Source organism: Bacillus sp. HNG (genome assembly GCF_003400205.1).
GTDB lineage: Bacteria > Bacillota > Bacilli > Bacillales > Bacillaceae_L > Ferdinandcohnia.
Genome location: NZ_QUQV01000018.1, coordinates 38,959 through 59,125 on the forward strand (window position 1 = coordinate 38,959; position 20,167 = coordinate 59,125).

The 20,167-nt window shown below is 38.5% G+C and carries 11 protein-coding genes; 6 read left to right on the forward strand and 5 right to left on the reverse strand.

Translation table 11 applies throughout. The features are described from left to right. The first annotated feature begins 203 nt into the window (after window positions 1-203). From DZB84_RS21365 to DZB84_RS21375, 3 genes are all read left to right on the forward strand, one after another. The gene (locus DZB84_RS21365; protein WP_116354339.1) at window positions 204-2,069 is read left to right on the forward strand and encodes an NTP transferase domain-containing protein; all 1,866 of its coding nucleotides are present in this window, start codon (window positions 204-206) and stop codon (window positions 2,067-2,069) included. Window positions 2,070-2,113: 44 nt separating this feature from the next. Next, window positions 2,114-3,103, forward strand: coding sequence for a DMT family transporter (locus DZB84_RS21370; RefSeq protein WP_116354328.1), 990 nt, complete (start codon window positions 2,114-2,116; stop codon window positions 3,101-3,103). A 92-nt stretch (window positions 3,104-3,195) separates the two neighbouring features. Next, entirely contained in the window at window positions 3,196-3,912 is a 717-nt protein-coding gene (locus DZB84_RS21375) for a sugar phosphate nucleotidyltransferase (RefSeq protein ID WP_116354329.1), read from the forward strand. Window positions 3,913-3,970: 58 nt separating this feature from the next. On the opposite strand, the gene DZB84_RS21380 is transcribed toward DZB84_RS21375, so the two are convergent. Both DZB84_RS21380 and wecB read right to left on the reverse strand, forming a co-directional pair. Next, on the reverse strand, window positions 3,971-5,854 hold the full coding sequence (locus tag DZB84_RS21380; RefSeq protein ID WP_116354330.1) for a glucosaminidase domain-containing protein: 1,884 nt from the start codon (window positions 5,852-5,854) through the stop codon (window positions 3,971-3,973). 208 nt (window positions 5,855-6,062) lie between these two features. Beyond that, complete coding sequence (gene wecB, locus DZB84_RS21385; protein WP_116354331.1) at window positions 6,063-7,205, reverse strand: non-hydrolyzing UDP-N-acetylglucosamine 2-epimerase; 1,143 nt, start codon at window positions 7,203-7,205, stop codon at window positions 6,063-6,065. Window positions 7,206-7,399: 194 nt separating this feature from the next. Between wecB and DZB84_RS21390 the strand changes: the two genes are divergently transcribed. Then, window positions 7,400-8,842: a leucine-rich repeat domain-containing protein gene (locus DZB84_RS21390; protein WP_116354332.1), complete on the forward strand. Its 1,443-nt coding sequence runs from the start codon at window positions 7,400-7,402 to the stop codon at window positions 8,840-8,842. 579 nt (window positions 8,843-9,421) lie between these two features. Here the strand turns inward: DZB84_RS21390 and DZB84_RS21395 are convergent. Continuing rightward, the gene (locus tag DZB84_RS21395; RefSeq protein ID WP_116354333.1) at window positions 9,422-11,290 is read right to left on the reverse strand and encodes a phosphocholine cytidylyltransferase/choline kinase family protein; all 1,869 of its coding nucleotides are present in this window, start codon (window positions 11,288-11,290) and stop codon (window positions 9,422-9,424) included. A 157-nt stretch (window positions 11,291-11,447) separates the two neighbouring features. Then, window positions 11,448-14,222 (reverse strand): glucosaminidase domain-containing protein, encoded by a 2,775-nt coding sequence (locus tag DZB84_RS21400; RefSeq protein ID WP_116354334.1) that lies wholly within the window; start codon window positions 14,220-14,222, stop codon window positions 11,448-11,450. A 214-nt stretch (window positions 14,223-14,436) separates the two neighbouring features. Here DZB84_RS21400 and DZB84_RS21405 point away from each other — a divergent pair, with 214 nt between their 5' ends. Continuing rightward, window positions 14,437-15,186, forward strand: coding sequence for a hypothetical protein (locus tag DZB84_RS21405; protein WP_116354335.1), 750 nt, complete (start codon window positions 14,437-14,439; stop codon window positions 15,184-15,186). A 161-nt stretch (window positions 15,187-15,347) separates the two neighbouring features. Further along, entirely contained in the window at window positions 15,348-17,387 is a 2,040-nt protein-coding gene (locus DZB84_RS21410) for a hypothetical protein (RefSeq protein WP_116354336.1), read from the forward strand. A gap of 438 nt (window positions 17,388-17,825) precedes the next feature. Here DZB84_RS21410 and DZB84_RS21415 read toward each other — a convergent pair. After that, window positions 17,826-20,167 (reverse strand): Ig-like domain-containing protein (locus tag DZB84_RS21415; protein ID WP_223254530.1); only part of this gene is annotated, 2,342 nt, incomplete at its 5' end.

A 20,167-nucleotide genomic window follows, 5' to 3' on the forward strand; every position in this document is an offset into this window, starting at 1 on the left:
AATGCTCACTTTTTTTGTATATTCTTAGTGAATCCAAGCACACTAAGTAGTCCTTCTTTTTCTTAACAGCTTAGTTCAATCGCTCAACCTCTTTCACTTTTCATAAAATTAAAATATATTGTTACAATATATTTACAAATGATTATATTAGTGTTAATATTACGTTGTTCAAAAATTGAACAGAGGAGTGATGATACTTGTACATGTTCGATATTTTAGCGGAAATTTCAAGGAATCCAGAAATTACTCAAAGAACATTGGCAAAAATTTGCAAAATTTCAATCGGCAAAGTAAATTATACAATTAATAAATTAATAGAAGAAAATTTTATTGAAACTAAAAAAACGGGAAGCACAATACATTACTTTGTATCCGAAAAAGGAAAAGATTATTTAATCAAAGAACTAGAAAAATTACAAGAAACAAAAGTGTCATTATATAAGAATGAATACAAACCAATCACACAAGCAGTTATTCTTGCTGCGGGAGAAAGAAAATCTTTTGATCGACCTATAGGTTTACTTGATATCCACGGCACTACGTTACTCGAGAGAACAGTTAACATTCTTGAAGAAAATGGCATTGAAAAAATCGTGATTGTAACAGGATATCTGAAAGAAATGCTTGAGCAATCCGAGGTCCTAAAAGGAAAGGGAACCGTTTCGTTTGTCGAGAATACTCGCTATTTATGGACTGGAAGCATGGCTTCTCTTGCGTTAGCCTCCGATTACATTACAGATGATTTCATTTTGATAGAGGATGATATATTAATCGAGCAGGCTGCAATTGAAGAACTTTTGGAGACTGGCGAGAGAGATTGCATTCTAATGACAAAGGAAAGCGGCTCAGGCGACGAGGCATTTGTAGAAATTAGAAACGACCAAATTTATCAAATTTCAAAGGATATACATCGCTTAAACCGCATTGATGGAGAAATGGTCGGAATTACAAAAATTTCCTGTGAAGTTTATCAGGAGATGCTAAATATCTTTAAGGATAACCAAAATCCTTATATTAATTATGAGTATACCCTTCTTGATGTCGGACGCACAGTGAATCTTGGCTTCTTAAAATTACCAAATATTATCTGGGCCGAAGTCGATAATTATGCGGATTATTTTAAAGTCGTCGATAAAATCTTCCCGTTACTTAAGGTGAAAGAGGAAGAAATTAAGGTAAATGAAATAAAGGAAACCATTTCAAATGCTTTACAAATTGATAAAGATCTAATCACAACAATCCAATCCCTTGGTGGGTTAACAAATCGAAATTACAAAATTACGATTGACGGTAAAGATTATGCGGTGCGTTTCCCGGGCAAAGGAACAGAAAAATTCCTTAATCGTTCAACGGAAAAGCTGATTTCAGAAACAGTCAGTGAACTGGGGATTAACCCTCCAATCCTCTTTTTTGATGAACACACAGGTTTGAAAATTGTTGAGTATATCCCTGAAGCGGAGACGCTCAATCCGAAGACCGGAAAAAGGGAAGAAAACCTGATTATGATTGCAGACATATTTAGAAAATTGCATGACTCAGGAGTAGATTTTAAAGATCGTTTTGATGTATTTGAAAAAATAACAGAATATGAAGATGTGATAGCAAGTGGGAATGTAACATTACCTGAAGATTATTCCGATTTGAAAGAACAGGTTCTTGAACTCGAGAATCAGTATCTTTCAATGAATGTTCCCCTATCACCTTGTCACATTGATCCACTTTCTGAAAACTTTGTAAAAAGTGGAGCAAACAAAATGTATCTGATTGACTGGGAATATGGCGGGATGAACGATGCATTCTGGGACATTGCAGCCTTTATTATTGAATCAGAGCTATCGCCTGCAGAAGAAAGATTGTTTGTACTCCAATACTTTAATGGAGAAATGGACACTATAACTGCAAAAAGATTATTAATGAATAAGATATTCGTTGATTTCTTATGGACACTTTGGGGATTAATGAAAGTAGCAACTGGCTATGACTTCTATTCCTATGCGATGGGCCGTTTTAACAGAACGAAGGGGTTCGTGAAGGAATACCAGTTACTTGAACAAAAAGCTAACGTCTAAGAATTTTTATAAAACAAAAACATAAATACAAAGGGGAAATTCTTTTGAAAATTAACAGCCTTAGGGACGCAAAATTAGGATTGGGTAATGGACTTATTGCCGGTGCAACATGGGGCGTCGATACAGTATTGGTTGGAATTATCATGGCAAGCACTCCATTTATTACCTCAACTGAGGCCATTTTCTTAGCACCATTTGTGGCTACTTTTATGCATGACTTTTTCTCTGCACTTTGGGCAACTCTGTATATGATCATCAAAGGGCAGTTTAAAAATGTACTTCAATCATTAAAAACAAAAAATGGAGGAGTTATCGTACTAGGTGCCCTTATTGGTGGGCCTGTTGGGATGACATGTTATTTATTAAGTGTTAAATATATTGGCCCTGCCTATACCGCTGCCATTACGGCTGTATTTCCTGCTGTAAGTGCGTTGCTTGCAGGGGCCATTTTGAAGGAAAAAATCAATGCAAGGGTATGGCTAGGAATTGGACTAAGTGTAGTTGGTGTATTTGTTCTAGGGTATATGCCTTCAGAGTTTTCAATCGGAAGCAGCTTTACATTAGGTTTAATGTTTGCCATTGGTACAGTTTTTGCATGGAGCCTTGAGGGAATTATTTGTGCATTAGGGATGAAAGATGGAGATATGAACCCTGAACATGCAATCAACATTCGTCAAGCAACATCAGGATTATTATATGCAATCGTTATTATTCCTTTTATTAACGGATATGATTTGGCACTAAGTGTTGTGGCTTCACCTATAGGTATACTTATTGCTGTAACGGCCTTAGTTGGTACAATTTCCTATATTTGTTACTATAAAGCAATTAATACAATTGGTGCAGCAAGAAGTACTTCCTTAAATATCACATATGTGGTTTGGGCAATTATCCTACAAATAATCTTCATGAGCACACCTGTCGGATTACAGCTTATTGCTGGTTCCCTTATCGTAATCGTAGGAGCTGTACTTGTCGCTGGTAATCCAAAAGAACTCGTATCGATTAAAGATCTAGAGGGAAAAATAGCATAACAAGTAGATAAAAAAACTAGAAATTACTATAATTTCTAGTTTTTTATTTGGTATAGTATACATGTAAAGGTATAAGAAAGGTTGAGAATATAATGAGAGCAATTATCCTAGCAGCTGGCATGGGAACACGACTAAGACCCTTAACCACACATACACCAAAATCGTTAGTCGAGGTTGGCGGCGAACCAATGGCCGAAAGACAAATCAGGTTCCTACATGAAAAAGGAATTAAAGATATCATCGTTGTAACAGGCTATCTACATGAAAAGTTCAATTACCTAGAAGAAAAATACGGTGTGAAGCTCATCCATAATGACAAATATGACATCTATAACAATGTATATACGATGTACTTAGTGAGAGAGTATCTTGAGGATGCGATTATAACAGAAGCAGATGTTTATATGAATCGTAATTTCTTCCGAACTGATTTAGAGAACTCGACGTACTTCACTGGTGTAAAAACGGACTTCGAAGACGAATGGATTCTTCAGTTTGATACGAATAAAAAGGTAACTGAAATAATCATTGGCAGCGGAACAGACTATATCATGTCCGGCGTTTCCTACTGGTCAAAAAAAGATGGCCAATTCATAACAGAAAAACTAGAAGAAGTCATAAATAACGGCCAATTCAAAGACCTATACTGGGACGACATCGTAAAACAAAACCTAAAAAACCTAAACATACTCGTCTCACCCATCGAATCAGACGACTGGTTCGAAATCGACTCCGTCGACGACTACCAAAAAGTCAACAACTACATCCAAGGACAGAGGGTTCCACTAACATCATATAACCGTAAATAATTATTCTGGTCAACAAAAAAAGTGAGCTTAAAAACAGAGCTCACTTTTTTGTGTTTTCTTATTGAATCCAAGCACCGCTACTGCCTAATCGAAATCCATCGATTGTCGTATTAGCAGCCATGCTTCCACTACTGTGGAAGTAATACCAGTTACCGCCAATATACTTCCAGCCTGTTTGCATTGCACCGCCGCCTGATAGGTAATACCAATTAGCACCATCATAAAGCCAGCCGGTTTTCATCACACCACTACCATTCATGAAATACCAAGTACCATTAACTTTAGTCCAGCCTGTTTGCATATAACCATCTTGGTTATGATAATACCAATTGGCACCATCATTTAACCAGCCAGTACTCATCACACCATCTTTTTTCATATAGTACCAATTTCCATTTTGATAATACCATTGGTTACTCATCATCTTACCATCAGGCTTTAAATAATACCAAAGTCCTTTATCTTTAATCCAGCCTGTTTGCATGTAGCCATTTTGGTTATGATAATACCAAGCAACACCATCATGTACCCAGCCTGTGTTCATCGCACCATCTTTTTTCATATAGTACCAATTTCCATTTTGATAATACCATTGGTTACTCATCATCTTGCCATCAGGCTTAATATAGTACCAAATACCTTTATCTAGTACCCAACCTGTTTGCATGGCTCCATCTGCATTAAAGTAGTACCAAGAACCTTTATCCCAGGCCCAGCCTTTTGCCATATAACCATTCTGTTTCAAGTAATACCAGATGCCATTCCATGGAAGCCATCCTGTTACCATTTTTCCATTGGAATCAAAATAATAATATTCAGTACCTTCTTGGTACCAGCCTTTTTTCATGGCAAAGCCATTTGGATACGTAAAGGCATAGTACTGATCAATGAAGTTACCAATTTTGACAGCCCATGCTTCATCAGTTGCATATTGATGCCAGCCACCATTGTCATTTTTCATATTATCCAGGGTTGATTGATAAAATGGATAATTACGGTCAGTATCCCAACCTCGGATAATATAGTTTTCGCCAATCCAAATCGCACCAGCCACAATCCCTTCATGCGGATTGTTAAATGTGTATGCGCCTTGAGCAGGCTTGGAATCAATCGCACCAATTCCGTAATAATTATATTTATTTTGAGAAATAGCCGATTTACCCCAACCAGTTTCGTGACCCGCGTGGGCCATTAAGTAAATGGCATTTAAGCCCGTCGTGTTTTGCGCTTCAATGAAGGAGGAACCCATTCCTGTCATAAGAGTGTTGCTTCCATTTGCTTTGGAAGCAATGAATGCATTTAGTTCCCCTGCAGTGATGTTGGCATACGTATTTAAAGGAGCAAAAACAGAAAGCCAATTGGAAATTGTCCCGCTCTTTTCAAATTCATAGCGAATAATGTTGCTGCCGCGATTCACCCAATCGCTATCAATATAATGAGCTCCCCAAATCCAGCCCACACTTCCATTTGCAGTCTGAACCTTATACCAATCTTTATATTGTTCAGTACTAATAAACTTAAAATCTAGTACTTTTACTTTTGATTTTGAAGGTACTGTTGCAATGGTAGAAGCTTTCATATAAGGTTCGCTTTTTAGAGCACGTTCATCCTTTACCAACCAATCGTGACTGGTAGGATTTTGACTAAGGTAATCCTTTTGCACCCAGCCCTCCTGGCCATCTGTAGTACGAACTTTTACAGCATATTGATCCTCTTGAAGAATCGTAACCTGATTACCAAAATACAATTCTCCTAATCTCGTATAGCCTGGGTTATAATACGATAAGTGCTGACGATAATCCTTTAATTCATCGAGAGTTCGATAAAGAGGCAATTTCCCGGTTGCCACATAGGTTACATTCCCGTTCGCCAATGCAGTTTGACACAGGAACAATAGGGTTAATATACTTAAAAATAGAACGCGTAATGAAGCTTTCCCCAAGTTAGATTACAACTCCTTTGAATCTAGTTTTTATAAGTATCTCTATAATTCTATTTCATATCATAACACAAATTTTGACAACGTCCGATTATTTTTTCATACTTTCATAACAAAATTAGACACAAAATGCCGCTAAACTTTTTGACGATATCAAAATTTTTAAATACTCCAACAACAAAAAAACGACCCAAATGGGTCGCTTTTTTTGTTAACTAAAATTTTCGGGCACTGTTTCACGTTTTCCAAAGTGGTACAGGATTGCTTCAACAATTCGTTTTGATGCCTTTCCGTCTCCATATGGATTGGAGGCCTTCGCCATTTTTTCATACTCATGCGGGTCTGTTAACAATTCCTTCGCTAACGAATAAATTGTTTCTTCATCGGTTCCAGCTAGTTTCAATGTTCCAGCTTCAATTCCTTCAGGACGTTCAGTTGTATCCCGAAGCACAAGTACGGGCACCCCTAATGAAGGTGCTTCCTCTTGAACACCGCCTGAATCGGTCAGAATCAAACAAGCTTTTGATGCGAAGTTATGGAAATCCAGCACACCAAGTGGTTCGATTAATTGAATTCGCTCATCATTTCCTAAGATCTCATCGGCAAGTTCTCTAACAACAGGGTTCAAGTGTACAGGATAGACGACTTGCACATCGTCATGCTCGGTTACAATTCGCTTTATTGCTTTAAACATATTTCGCATTGGCTCACCCAAATTCTCACGGCGGTGTGCTGTCACCAATAATAAGCGGTCATCGCCTACCCTATCAAGCACTGGATGAGAATAGCTTTCAGAAACGGTTGTGTTCAGTGCATCAATCGCAGTGTTTCCAGTAACAAATATAGTTTCTGCCTTTTTGTTTTCATTTAATAGATTGTTTTTGGATTGAATAGTTGGTGAAAAATGCAAATCAGCGATAACGCCCGTGATCTGACGATTCACCTCTTCTGGGAATGGAGAATACTTATTCCACGTACGTAATCCCGCTTCAACATGTCCTACAGCAATTTGATTATAAAAGGCTGCCAAGCCAGCGACAAAGGTCGTTGTCGTATCTCCATGAACAAGAACTAAATCAGGCTTAACCTCTTTCATCACACGGTCTAATCCCTCAAGCGCACGGGTCGTTACATCTGTCAGTGTTTGCCTGTCCTGCATAATATTTAAATCATGGTCAGGCTTAATCTCAAAAATCTCTAATACTTGGTCTAGCATTTGGCGATGCTGAGCGGTAACAGTCACAATTGATTCTATTTCATCAGGATATTTATTTAACTCGAGTACAAGTGGAGCCATTTTAATCGCTTCTGGTCTCGTTCCAAAAATGGTCATTACTTTAATACGTTCAGTCATAATTATTCACCTACATTGTTATATTCACCCCATTATAACATTCTTGGACATAAAGAGAAACTTCCATCAGTAAAGCCATACTGAAGCCCTACAACCTTTTTACTATTTTTTACATATATGTTAAATGTATCATACAACCAAGGCTCTCAAGAGTATAATAGACTTTGGAATCTATTAAAAGGAGGATTATTTTTTTGAGAAAGTTACTATTACTTACTAGTCTATTAATGGTATTTGCATTACTATTCCCAATTTCCGGAAAAGGGATAGTGGGATCCGCATCTGCTGCTTCAGCCGTCATTGAGGATCCAGTCCTTGAACTAGCAATTAAAAAACAATTAAAGATTGAAGGTCGTGCTTTAACAAAAGATGATTTACTACAGCTGACTTCTTTAAGCTACAATGTCCAAACGAATGGAAAAATTTCTTCTCTAAAAGGGATTGAACACGCTACAAATTTAAAGTATTTATCGCTCCAAGGACACAATATTTCCAACCTTAAGCCTCTTTCAGGTTTAACAAATCTACAGGGTCTTTACCTTGATAGGAATAATATTTCTGACCTAGCTGGTCTTGAAAATTTGTCAGAACTGCTCGCTTTATATATTAGTGAGAATCCAATTTCGGATCTTACTCCGTTAAAAAACCTAAATAAACTCGCTGGACTCGTAGCTGATGGTAATAAAATCTCAAACCTCGCACCACTATCCGGCTTACCGGCGTTAGAATTTTTGTCTCTTGATGGTAATCAGGTCCGCGATGTTTCACCACTAGCAAACGTACCTAAATTAGAAATGATGACCATTGCTTATAATCAAATAACATCAGTCAAACCGTTAAAAAATCATCCGTCGTTAAAATTTGCAATCTTTGACAATAACAAGATATCGTCAGTTGAACCATTTTTAACGATGCCTGTTCTAGAAGGTTTGGCGATTGAAAACAACCCTTTGAATGCAAAGGCAGAGGAAATGATCGTGTATTTACTAGATTATAAACAAATCGATCTCTACTATTTAGCTGAGGACTTTGATAAAACGATTCAAAAAGGCTGGAAAAACTTTGATGGTACCTGGTTCTTATATGATTCGTACGGAAAATCTATTTCAGGCTGGTCCAAGCAAGGTGCCTGGTATTACTTGAATCCATCCTACTTTAACGCAATGACAACAGGATGGAAATTAATTGACGGTACATGGTACTATTTTAACTCAAACGGTGATTTACGTAATGGCTGGGTATTTTCAAACGGCACATGGTATTATATGACCGACCATGGAATGCATACCGGCTGGGTTTATGATGGTGGTTGGTATTATTTAAATAATGCGGGAGAAATGCTGTCAAACACTTGGAAGCAAATTGATAGCAAATGGTATTACTTCACTTCAAATGGTCTAATAAAAACTGGCTGGTTCTTTGACGGAAGCACTTGGTACTATTTAACTTCTAATGGAATGGCAAAAGGCTGGTTACTTGAGGGTAACACCTGGTACTATTTAGAGAATTGGGGTGGCATGGTTACTGGCTGGAGGCTAATCAGCGGCAACTGGTATTACTTCTATTCCAATGGTGTCATGGCTAAAAACACAACCATTGAAGGCTACAAACTCGGCGAAAGCGGAGCTATGCAATAACTTCATAATAAACACATACGAAAAGTCCTTCATAACCCTGATGAAGGACTTTTCCTTTCGAAATCAAAGTTGATTGGGTCTTCATAACCCCGATGAAGGACTTTTTCCTTCGAAATCAAGGACGATTTGGTCTTCATAACCCCGATGAAGGACTTTTTCCTTCGAAATCAAGGACGATTTGGTCTTCATAACCCCGATGAAGGACTTTTTCCTTCGAAATCAAAGTCGATTGGGTCTTCATAACTCCGTTGAAGGACTTTTTCCTTCGAAATCAAGGACGATTGGGTCTTCATAACCCCGATGAAGGACTTTTTCCTTCGAAATCAAAGTTGATTTGGTCTTCATAACCCCGTTGAAGGACTTTTTCCTTCGAAATCAAAGTTGATTGGGTCTTCATAACCCCGATGAAGGACTTTTTACTTCGAAATCAAGGACGATTGGGTCTTAATAACCCCGATGAAGGGCTTTTCCCTTCGAAGTCAAGGACGATTGGGTCTTCATTCCCCCGACGAGAATGAATTGTCCTTCAACATAAAAAAGGTGTAAAACACTTTCGTTTTACACCTTTTTGTAACATCCTTAGTTATGGATTCTCGCTTGGTCAAATAGCAAATTGATATTTTTGATTGCGCGGTTATAACGATCAATCCCATAGTTTCCGAATGTTACTCCTCTAGCTTCCTTGATAACCGTCCATGTGCTCCACAGGAAGTCCTGGAGAATTTTATGCATAAGAATGCGGAGCTTCTGTTCACTTGTTGGTTCCTGCTGTTCGAAATAGTATGACAGGAACAATTCCTCATCCTCTGGAGTAAAAGAACATTCCAATGAGTGAGAAGCTATATCCCACATTGGGTCATTCATTCCTGAGTATTCCCAGTCAATTAAGTACAGCTTGTCCTCTCCACTCTTCACTAAATTCTCAGGGGCAAGGTCAATATGACATGGTACAATTGGAACTTCCATTTTTGTGAACATTTCTTTTATTTTCATCACTTGTTTTTTTACTTCATGGTAATTTGGATAAAACTCTCCGTTTGCTTCAATCGCAAATTGTTCATACTCTTCTATCTTTTGAAAAACATCAAATTCATTTTTCATCTTAACCCCTGAGTTGTGAAGGGTGCGTAGAATGTTGGTGGAATACAACATAATATCTTCACGTCTTGCCGTCTTTGGATTAAGTGCCTCTGCATTTGGAATGAGCGCGGAAATTTTCACTCCTGTTGCTTCATTAAAATATAGAAGCTCTGCATCGATTCCAAGTGAACTCGCCAGGCTTGAATTGTATTTTTCTTCATATCTATTGATCATTTTTTCTGTACCTTCGCCAGGGGTACGTAAAACGTATTCCTTTTGATTGGATAGCTTCACCCGATAGCTCTTATTCGTCATCCCGCCAAATGGCTCGATACTAACAATCTCATTTGTATCAATCGACAATCCATTTGCGAAAAGACCCTTAATCGTATTTTTCGTAAACTCTGCTTCTTTCCGCCGCAAACGTGGAAAAGTTGTTTCGACAATACGCTCATAATGCTCTTTTATATCAATATCCGCCCAGACGAGATCATGAATTTTTATATGGCCGATATTATATTGTCTAGCAACATCCAATAACAGATACTCATAATTCAAATAAGGATTTTTATTATCTTTATAAGCCTCCATCATTTTCGTAAAAACCTCATAAGATAGCTTACTAATTCCAACCATTTCGCCGTCAATTCGATTAAACTGGTGAATATCCTTCGAGATTTTGTAAAGATATCCGTCTCTTAATTCAACAAATGCCTCATCACCAGAACCACTTTCCATTGTCAAAAGGATACAATCCCGGTTTGGGAATTCTATCAATTGTTTAAAGGCATCCTCCTCTATTAAGATATCATGTTCAATTAATAGGAAGTCTTCTGAAATAAATTCATATGCGCTTGCGAGGGACGCCATGGAGCCAGTCCATTTATATTTTTTATTCTCAGCAATGCAAACGTCATGGACATCACGTAAAAAATCAAATGCTTCTTTTTTATAGCCGGTCACAAGCACAATTTTCTCAATGCCATATTTTCTTAGGTAGGTCAGATTCCGATTCAATAGGTTTTGCTCACCCAATGGAAGCAAGCTTACGGGAATGTCAAAATCCTTAGTTTGACCTGCAGCCAAAATAACTGCTTGTTTAATATCCAGCTTTGGTTCGATATGAATATTAACCTTTTTATTCTGGTAGGACTCGATGCCTTGTGTTAAATATTTCAGCCCACTGTCCGTAAGAAAGTAATTGGTTTTTCGTCCGTGTTTTTTACTTATAAGATAACCTTTATTTATTAATTGATTTATAATGAAATTCACCTTTCCCGAGGAGATTTCACATAGTTCACCGATTCTCTTTTGACTAAGATTAGACTGTTGATTAATGACCTCAAGGATTCTAAACTTGGAATCCATTTGAACACCTACTATCTATATATAATTCATATTCACTATTTGAATGTGTTAGCGTATTTATGTTATCAACAAAAATTACGATTGTAAAATCTTTTTTAAGACTTTGTAAAGAATGGAAAATTGGTGCCTCATAATGAGACACCAATTGGTTTAATTTCTATTTATATACCGGAACATCAAAAAATAGTGTATACGTTCCTTTATCGAGTAAGTTATACAGATTTTGAATGTTGTTAATCTGTTTGACAGCCCAACCCATATCTGATGCATATTGGTGATTACCTGGTTTGGCAGGGTTCCATCTCATTTTATAAAGCGTGTCCTGCTTATAGGTTGAATGATGAACATAGTCATTGGCAATCAGCTTAGCACCACCTAAAATGGCCTCTTCAGGACTAAACCACCCCAATTTATAAGCCGCCTCAGAGCCACATTTTAGCGCACACCAATCATATGCTTTCCATCCAAACATATTATAAACCGTTTTTGGTTCAACTGGCTTACCATCAACCTCGGTTACAAGTACACCTTTCGCTAACGATGAGGTCCCATTGCCGGTTTCGTGAATGGCATGAGCAAGTAAGTAGATTTCATTGATTTGGTAATCCTTACCAGCCTGAACGAAATATTTCCCCATGCCCTTTAAAATCCCTTTATCAGACAGTATCTTCGAATCAATTGTCTCAGCAGAAATTCCTGCTGACTTAGATAGCTGAAGGAACTGAAAGTGATCCTTCTTGAAGTTTCCCGGATCAACATAGTATCGTGCATCGTCTCTTGTTGCATCCTTCCATGGACCGTAGGCAACCTCATACCAATCACCAGACTTTGCAAGAACCTTTACCTGATCATTGTATTTGAACGATCCTACTTTTCGATAATCTGTACTAGGACCTTCACGTACATTGAGCTTAGTTGTTGTCACGATCGCCAGATTCGGATTTTTTTCATCAAATTGTAGATAATCCCCATGAACATAGGATTTATCATTCCGATATTTATCAGTTTGTGGTGGTGGATTTAACCCAAACTGAATATCCAGTATTTCCTCAATCGAATAATTGTATTGTGTGTAGGTAATCACAGGACCGGATACAAGGGCACCACTACTTAAGAAATAATAGGTGACACCGTCAATCTCTACTTCTCCGATAGCCATCTTTCCATCATTATGAAGATAATATTTCTTGCCCTCTTCCTCATACCAGCCTGTTAGCATCGCACCGCTATTAGCAAAATAGTACCAATACCCATCCCTAAATAGCCAACCCGTGTGCATCACACCACTACCTAGTAAATAATAGGTTTTTCCTTTTTCAGTGACCCACCCCGTCGCCATTTCGCCATTTGTATTAAAAAAGTACCATTTTCCATTCTCGAGTAGCCAGCCTATCACCATAGCATGACTTTCATCAAAATAATAATAGTGACTACCAATTTGTTGCCAACCAGTTACTGCTTTGCCGTTTCCGTCAAAATAGTAATGTTTTTCACCTACTTGATAGAAGCCTTTTACCGCTGCTCCATTGTCACCGAAATAATAGAGGTTCTCTCCTTCTTGGTACAAGCCCTTTTTCGCTGCTCCTGTTTGGTCGAAGTAATAGAGGTCCTCTCCGATTTGTTGCCAACCAGTTACTGCTTTGCCGTTTCCGTCAAAATAGTAATGTTTTTCACCTACCTGATAGAAGCCTTTTACCGCTACTCCATTGTCACCAAAATAATAGAGATTCTCTTCTACTCGGTGCAAGCCTTTTTTCGCTGCTCCTGTTTGGTCAAAGTAATAGAGGTCCTCTCCGATTTGATGCAAGCCAATAACAGCTTGTCCATCTTCAGCAAAATAATAATAGTCCGTTTCAACCTGGATCAGTCCAATGGACATCTTCCCGTTTTCGTCAAAATAATAAAGCTTGTTCTCGATTTCTGTAAGGCCCGTCTTCATTATTCCGTTTTCATCAAAATAGTAGAGATGATCCTGATACTCAAACCAACCTACAACCTCGTTGCCCAATAGCACACCTTCATCAGAAAATGTATACGGCTTTCCATCAATTAACACATTTCCAGAAACCCTTATCCCACTATCAGTCAGATAATACGTTGAATCCTCGTGCTCGAGCCATCCTTTCTGCATAACTCCATCATTATTTAAAAAGTAATAGTCTTGTTTATCCATGATCCAGCCGGTTTGCATGTGACCGTTTTGATCAAAATAATACCAATGATTTTCATACCATAACCAACCCGTTCTCATTGCTCCGCTTGATTGTAAAAAATACTTCTTGTTATCATCTTCAAACCAGCCGGTTGCCATCGTACCATCTGAATGTAAATAATATTTACTATTTCCTACTGTGACCCAGCCGGTAAGCATCTTTCCACTTGAATCCTGATAATACCATTTTCCTTTGTCCAGCACCCAGCCAGTTGCCATCTCCCCACCTGGATACATGTAATACCATTTTCCTTTGTCCAGTACCCAGCCAGTTGCCATCACTCCACTTGGATACATGTAATACCATTTTCCTTTATCCAGCACCCAGCCGGTTGCCATCACTCCGCTTTGATGCATGTAGTACCATTTCCCTTGGTCCTTCACCCAGCCGGTTGCCATCACTCCGCTTTGATGCATATAATACCATTTTCCTTGATTAAGCACCCAGCCGGTTGCCATTTTCCCATTCGGATAGAGATAGTACCACTTACCGCCAAGATAAGCCCAGCCAGTTTCCATCGTTCCCCAACTATCCATGTAATACCAAGCACCCTGATTATAGAGCCAGCCTTTTGCCAACGATCCATTACTTTGATAGTAATACCATTCGTTATTTTGATAACTCCAGCCAACACGCGTTGCTCCCTGTGCCAAATTTAATGGTATCGCTGATAGAAGCATAGTCAGAACCGCGATAACGATAAAATATTTCTTGAACAACAGAATTCCCCCCTCCCAAACTAGTTATCTCTTATAAAAATTTAAGCAAAAATACGACAAAATGTCTATGAAATTACCATTTTTTTTAGAAATTAACAATCTATATAAAATGACCTTTCACATTTTAATTAATATTAAAAGCCTCAAATCATCGTTTTTGTGGTACTATCGATATACAAAAAATCTTGTCGAAATCTTGGAGGCATACGTAAGCATGAAAAAAAAGTTAATTTTATCTATCATTGTATTATTAGTTGTAGCTGGAGGCATACTCTATTACTTATTGGAAGTAAAAGAGTACGATACAGCCGATGAAAATGTCGATAAAATCATAGCTACCGAATATGAGATCTCACTTCCTGCTCAAAATCCGCAAATAGATAATGAAGCAGAAAACTCAAATGAACAAGCGACTAACAAAGAAACAAACTTAGAATCTAGCCATACAATAGATGAAGAAAACGAAGTGGTCAACAGCCAGAATCAGGAAGAACAAACAAACCCTATTCAATCGAACTCAACTCAAACGAACACGACTTCAAACGGAACTCAAACAAAGAATCAAGATAAAAAGACAGCTCAAACGGATACCCAAAAAGAAGATACCAACCCGGCAACTTCCATTACGTCAAAATATGAGGCCTCTTTTAGGGAAATAGAAACACAAGCAATTCAAAAAATAGATTCGTTAATTTCTATTGGAATTGAAGAATACAAGACAAAGAAAAGCAATGATGAGGATGTTTCCTATTTCTATTTCTATTCAAAGTATTCTCGTGCAGGAAATGTACTTGAAGCTAAGACAGATGAAGCCTTTCAAACTGTTTACAAGGCATTAACAAATGAATTAGTAGCAAATGGATTAGATAAAAGTTATGCAAAACCATATCTTGATCAATACAATAGCTCAAAAGAATCCCGTCGCGATGCTCTCCTATCAAAGGCAATGGCACACTTAAAATAGGTTACTAGGAAAAAACTCCTAATTAACTTGAAATATTTTCTAAAATCCTTTGTAAAAAACTGTAGAATTTTGTAAAATGAATAGGTACTGTCTAAATCTAGTAATCTGCTACTTATATTTAGCTAGATTAACAACTAAAAAATTTATTAGGAGGGATTCGTATGAAAAAACAGCTTGGTGTCTTATTCACCGTATTCGCTCTCTTACTAGTACTTGTTGCACCACAAGTAAGTAGCGCAAATACACTTCCTACCATTTCTGTCACGGTTAGTGGGCAAGAATTCACAATCGCGAACGATGGTAGTAATATATTCAATTTTGATGTAGACAAATTTATTAGCGAAAATGAAATTCAAGAAAACGATAAGCTTGAAAAAATTTCCGTAACTGTTCCTGAGGGTGCAGAAAAAGCTTCCTTCAATTTTGGTACCTTAGGCGGAGTTTTACTTACTAAAGATGTGGAGCTTGTTAATAATAAAGCGGAATATATCATTAGCGAAAATTTAGGGGAATATGACAAGGGTCAAGATGGCATTGCAATCAGCAACCTTCGTCAGCTATTGTATCCTATTGGAAATCAAGCATTTGGAGAAGTTACTGTTACATATGAAAACGAAAGCCTAGATATACTAGGATTTAGTATTTCACAAAACTATTCACCCGAGATTTCAGATAATGGTCAGGTTAGCCTTAGTGGAATTACACTCGTTACTAATACTGGTGATAACATTGTAGCTACTGGCGCAAATAATCATTTTACACTTAATCTTGTAGGAATCCCTGGAAACACGCAAATTGACGAAATCCAGTTATATTCCGATAATGCAGCAACTGCGTCTATCTTTACGAAGGATTCATATCTTTATAAAGATGAAGCTGACTTAACATTTGTTGATGGTGTGGCAACAATCGATTTAGAAAAATTAAACATCAATGTTGAAGATTATCAGGAATTAGCTGATGAACTCGGTATTCCTGTTGAAGAGCTGATGTATATTACAACAGTCCAAGAAATCCGTGATCTTTTACACTTGAATCTATCAAATGTATTTAATGGTTTCGTTGCAGATGCGGATGGAAATCAATCAGCCATCACTTTAACAATCAAGAGCGAAGGCTGGTCTAAGGAAGACGGTAAATGGTTCGTATATGACCATTCAGGCAACAAAGTTACTGGTTGGTACGATGATGGAGGTAAATGGTATTATCTTGACGCAAAACAAGATGGCGCTATGCAAACTGGTTGGCTTGACAATGGTAACTGGTATTACCTAAATCCTTATAGCGGTGAAATGGCTGTAGGTCTTAAAATTATCGCTAATAAAACGTATTACTTTAATGAAAATGGAGCTATGTACAATAAAGGTTGGGTAGAGCTTGGTTCTGACTGGTACTACTTCACTAATAGCGGTGCTGCACAAATTGATTGGTTCTATAATAATGGAAAATGGTATTTCTTTAACAATGTTGGCCTCATGCAAACCGATTGGGTTTACAGTGGTGGACAATGGTACCTCTTCGATAACGATGGAGCTATGCAAAAAGGCTGGGCACAAGACAGCACAGGTAAATGGTATTACTTTGCTAATAGTGGAGCTATGCAAAAAGGCTGGTTAAGCAACTATGGTACTTGGTACTTACTAGGTAACGATGGCGCTATGCAAAAAGGTTGGGCATCTACTGGTGGTCAATGGTACTTCTTTAATAATAGTGGCGTAATGCAAACTGGTTGGGAAAATGTTAATGGTACTTGGTACTATCTCGCAACTAACGGTGCTATGCAAACTGGTTGGAACAATAGTAATGGTACTTGGTACTACCTCGCAAGTAGCGGTGCTATGCAAACTGGTTGGGAATACATTGGTGGAGCTTGGTACTACTTTGCTAGTAACGGTGCTATGCAAACTGGTTGGGAAAATAGTAATGGTACTTGGTACTACTTCGCTGGTAACGGTACTATGCAAACCGGTTGGGAAAATGTTAATGGTACTTGGTACTACTTCGCTAATAGTGGTGCTATGCAAACTGGTTGGGAATACATTGGTGGTGCTTGGTACTACTTTGCTAGCAGCGGTGCTATGCAAACTGGTTGGGAAAATATTAATGGTACTTGGTACTATTTATACAACAGTGGTGCTATGGCAGCAAACACTACAATTCAAGGATACAAGCTTGGAGCAAACGGTGCTTGGATTCGCTAATTAATATAAAAGAACTGGCTAAGCAGAGGCTTAGTCAGTTTTTTTATATGCAAAAAGACGGTCCTCCCTTGGGGAGACACCGTCTTTTCATTTGGCTGTTTTCGCAAGCTTTGTTGCTTTTTACACACGGTTGATTTCCGCTGCATTTTGAAAATTCTTCCTTGAATTTGCACCGCACGAAGAAAATGCGAATGCATTTTACAGGAGGCGGACGCTTTCCGCGGGCGTGGCTTGAGTCTCCTCGTCACTTTCACTCCAGTGGGATCTCAAGTCTCACGCTTTACCGCAGGACTTTGAATATCTTCCTTAAAAAAAGACCACGCACGAAGAAAATACGAATTCAATTTCGAAGAGTCGCCATCTTCCGCTTCCATCAACATGGTTCGCGCTTTTTATAGAAGCAACAATCTTTTAGAAATGAGCCTTTCATTTTTATCATTAACTTACCCAAACTCCACTTGCATTAAAGTAATACCATTTGCCGCCGATTAACACCCAACCGGTTCTCATGGCACCACCTGCATCCATGTAATACCAGGTCCTACCCTCTAATAGCCAGCCTGTTTTCATGACTCCAGAACTTGCAAAATAATACCAACTGGAGCCTACCTTCGCCCAACCGGTCGCCATCGCACCACTGGATTTCATATAATACCAGCTTCGTCCATCATAAACCCAGCCAGTCTTCATTACGCCTGAGTTTGCAAAATAATACCAGCTGGAGCCTACTTGAACCCAACCAGCCGACATCGCACCGCTGGCTTTCATATAATACCAGCTTCCACCATCATATACCCAACCGGTCTTCATCGCTCCTGAGCCTGCAAAATAATACCAGGTAGAGCCAATTTGAGACCAACCAGTCTTCATCGCACCTGAGCTCGTAAAGTAATACCAAACGGCACCGTCTTGAACCCATCCGGTTTGCATGATTCCTTGATGATTGAAATAGTACCAAGTGCCTCCGTCATTTAGCCAGCCTTTCTTTAAATCTCCTGTCGTTAAATCGTAGAAGTACCACTTGTTGTTTTCATAGGACCAGCCCGATTTTTTCACTTGTTTTACGGTGATTGTCGCATTTTCACTTCTATTACCTGAAGCATCTGTTGCTGTTATGGTTAAGTTCGTTCCAGCTACTTGCTTTGAAATCGTTATACTAAATGTTCCGTCAGCCTTTGCTTCTCCACTTCCAAGAAGCTTACTGCCCGCTTTAACCTCGATCGTTGCACCTGCTTCTGCCTTTCCTGTTACCGCCGTATCTTGGTCGGTTACTTCATGAACAGCAGGCTTTGTTGGGGCTGTTGCATCCTTTACAACCACCGTTGTTGCTTCACTTACATTTCCTGATGCATCTGTTGCAGTTACTGTTAAGGTAGTACCTGCCTGCTGTACTTGGATTGGGAAAGAAAATAGTCCATACGGATTACTTACATCATTTCCAATGACAGCACCATTTACCTTAACTTCAATATTCGCTCCACCTTCTGCTTGTCCAGATATGAAGCTATCTTTATCGGTAACATCATTTACAATAGGTTTTTCCGGAGGCGTCACATCCTTGACGATGATCGTCGTTGGATTACTTTCATTTCCCGCCTTATCCGTTGCTGTAACGGTAATCGTTGTTCCAGCAATAATGGTTGGTATCGGAATACTGAAACTTCCGTTAGTATCAGCCGTTCCATTTGTTAATAAAATACCATTTGCTTTTACAGTAATCATAGAGTTTGGTTCTGCATGTCCAGTGATAGCTGTATCTTGGTCAGTAACCTCATTCACGATTGGTGCATTTGGTACAGTACTATCTTTTACAATCACTAAAGTCGCATAGCTTATATTTCCATAGTCATCAATAGCCGTAACGTATAATGGAGTTCCTATAGGCTGTGCCGGAATTTCTACTAAAAAGGATCCATCCTCGCTAGCTTTGCCTGATCCAATGACCTCCTGGTAAATCGAAACTTCAATCGTCACCCCTGGTTCCGTTTGTCCTGTTACAACGGTATCCTGTACAAACACCTGGTTTACGCTTGGCGCCTGTGGCGGTACTACATCAATGACATGGATTGTTGCTGGTTCACTTACATTACCACTTGCATCCTCTGCATATACATCGATAACTGTACCCGCAGGCTGCAGCGGAATCTGAATTGTAAAATCCCCAATTTGATCACTCATTGTTCGGCCGATTTCGCTTGACCCTACCATTGCAAAAACCTTTGTATTTGGCTCGGTTACTCCCACAATTTTAGAATCCGTATTTGAGACCCAACCAACATAAGGACTATCAGGTGCTTGGGTATCTCCAGGCTCAACTTGATTTTTTTCAACAAAGGTATAGGTAATATTAGGTCCTTTATCAGATGGAATTTGTATCCCATTCTCTGAATCCACAGTCTTTACAACGGCAGCACCGCCTCGCAAATAAGTAGGACCACCCGTATAGATTTTCTCTTTTAGTTGATCAAAGAATGGATCCCCTTTAAACCCGTAAAGGCCTGTTGGTTCCTTTAACAATAACGCTAATCTGAAGTTGGTCATTAACTCGCCAAAAGTCATATTTGGATCTATGTACTTTTTCGCTACATTTTCAATTGCACGATAATTATTATTTTCATCAAAAAGAATCTCTTTAAAAAGACGATCTCCCTGATGAACTGCCCCGTAAATGTTAGACACTCTACTAACATTTACGGGGTGTTTTTTTATGGCTAAATTTACTTCAAAGGAAAAGATACTAAGTGTTTTGAGATATGTACAGGGAAATGAACCAATGAGTG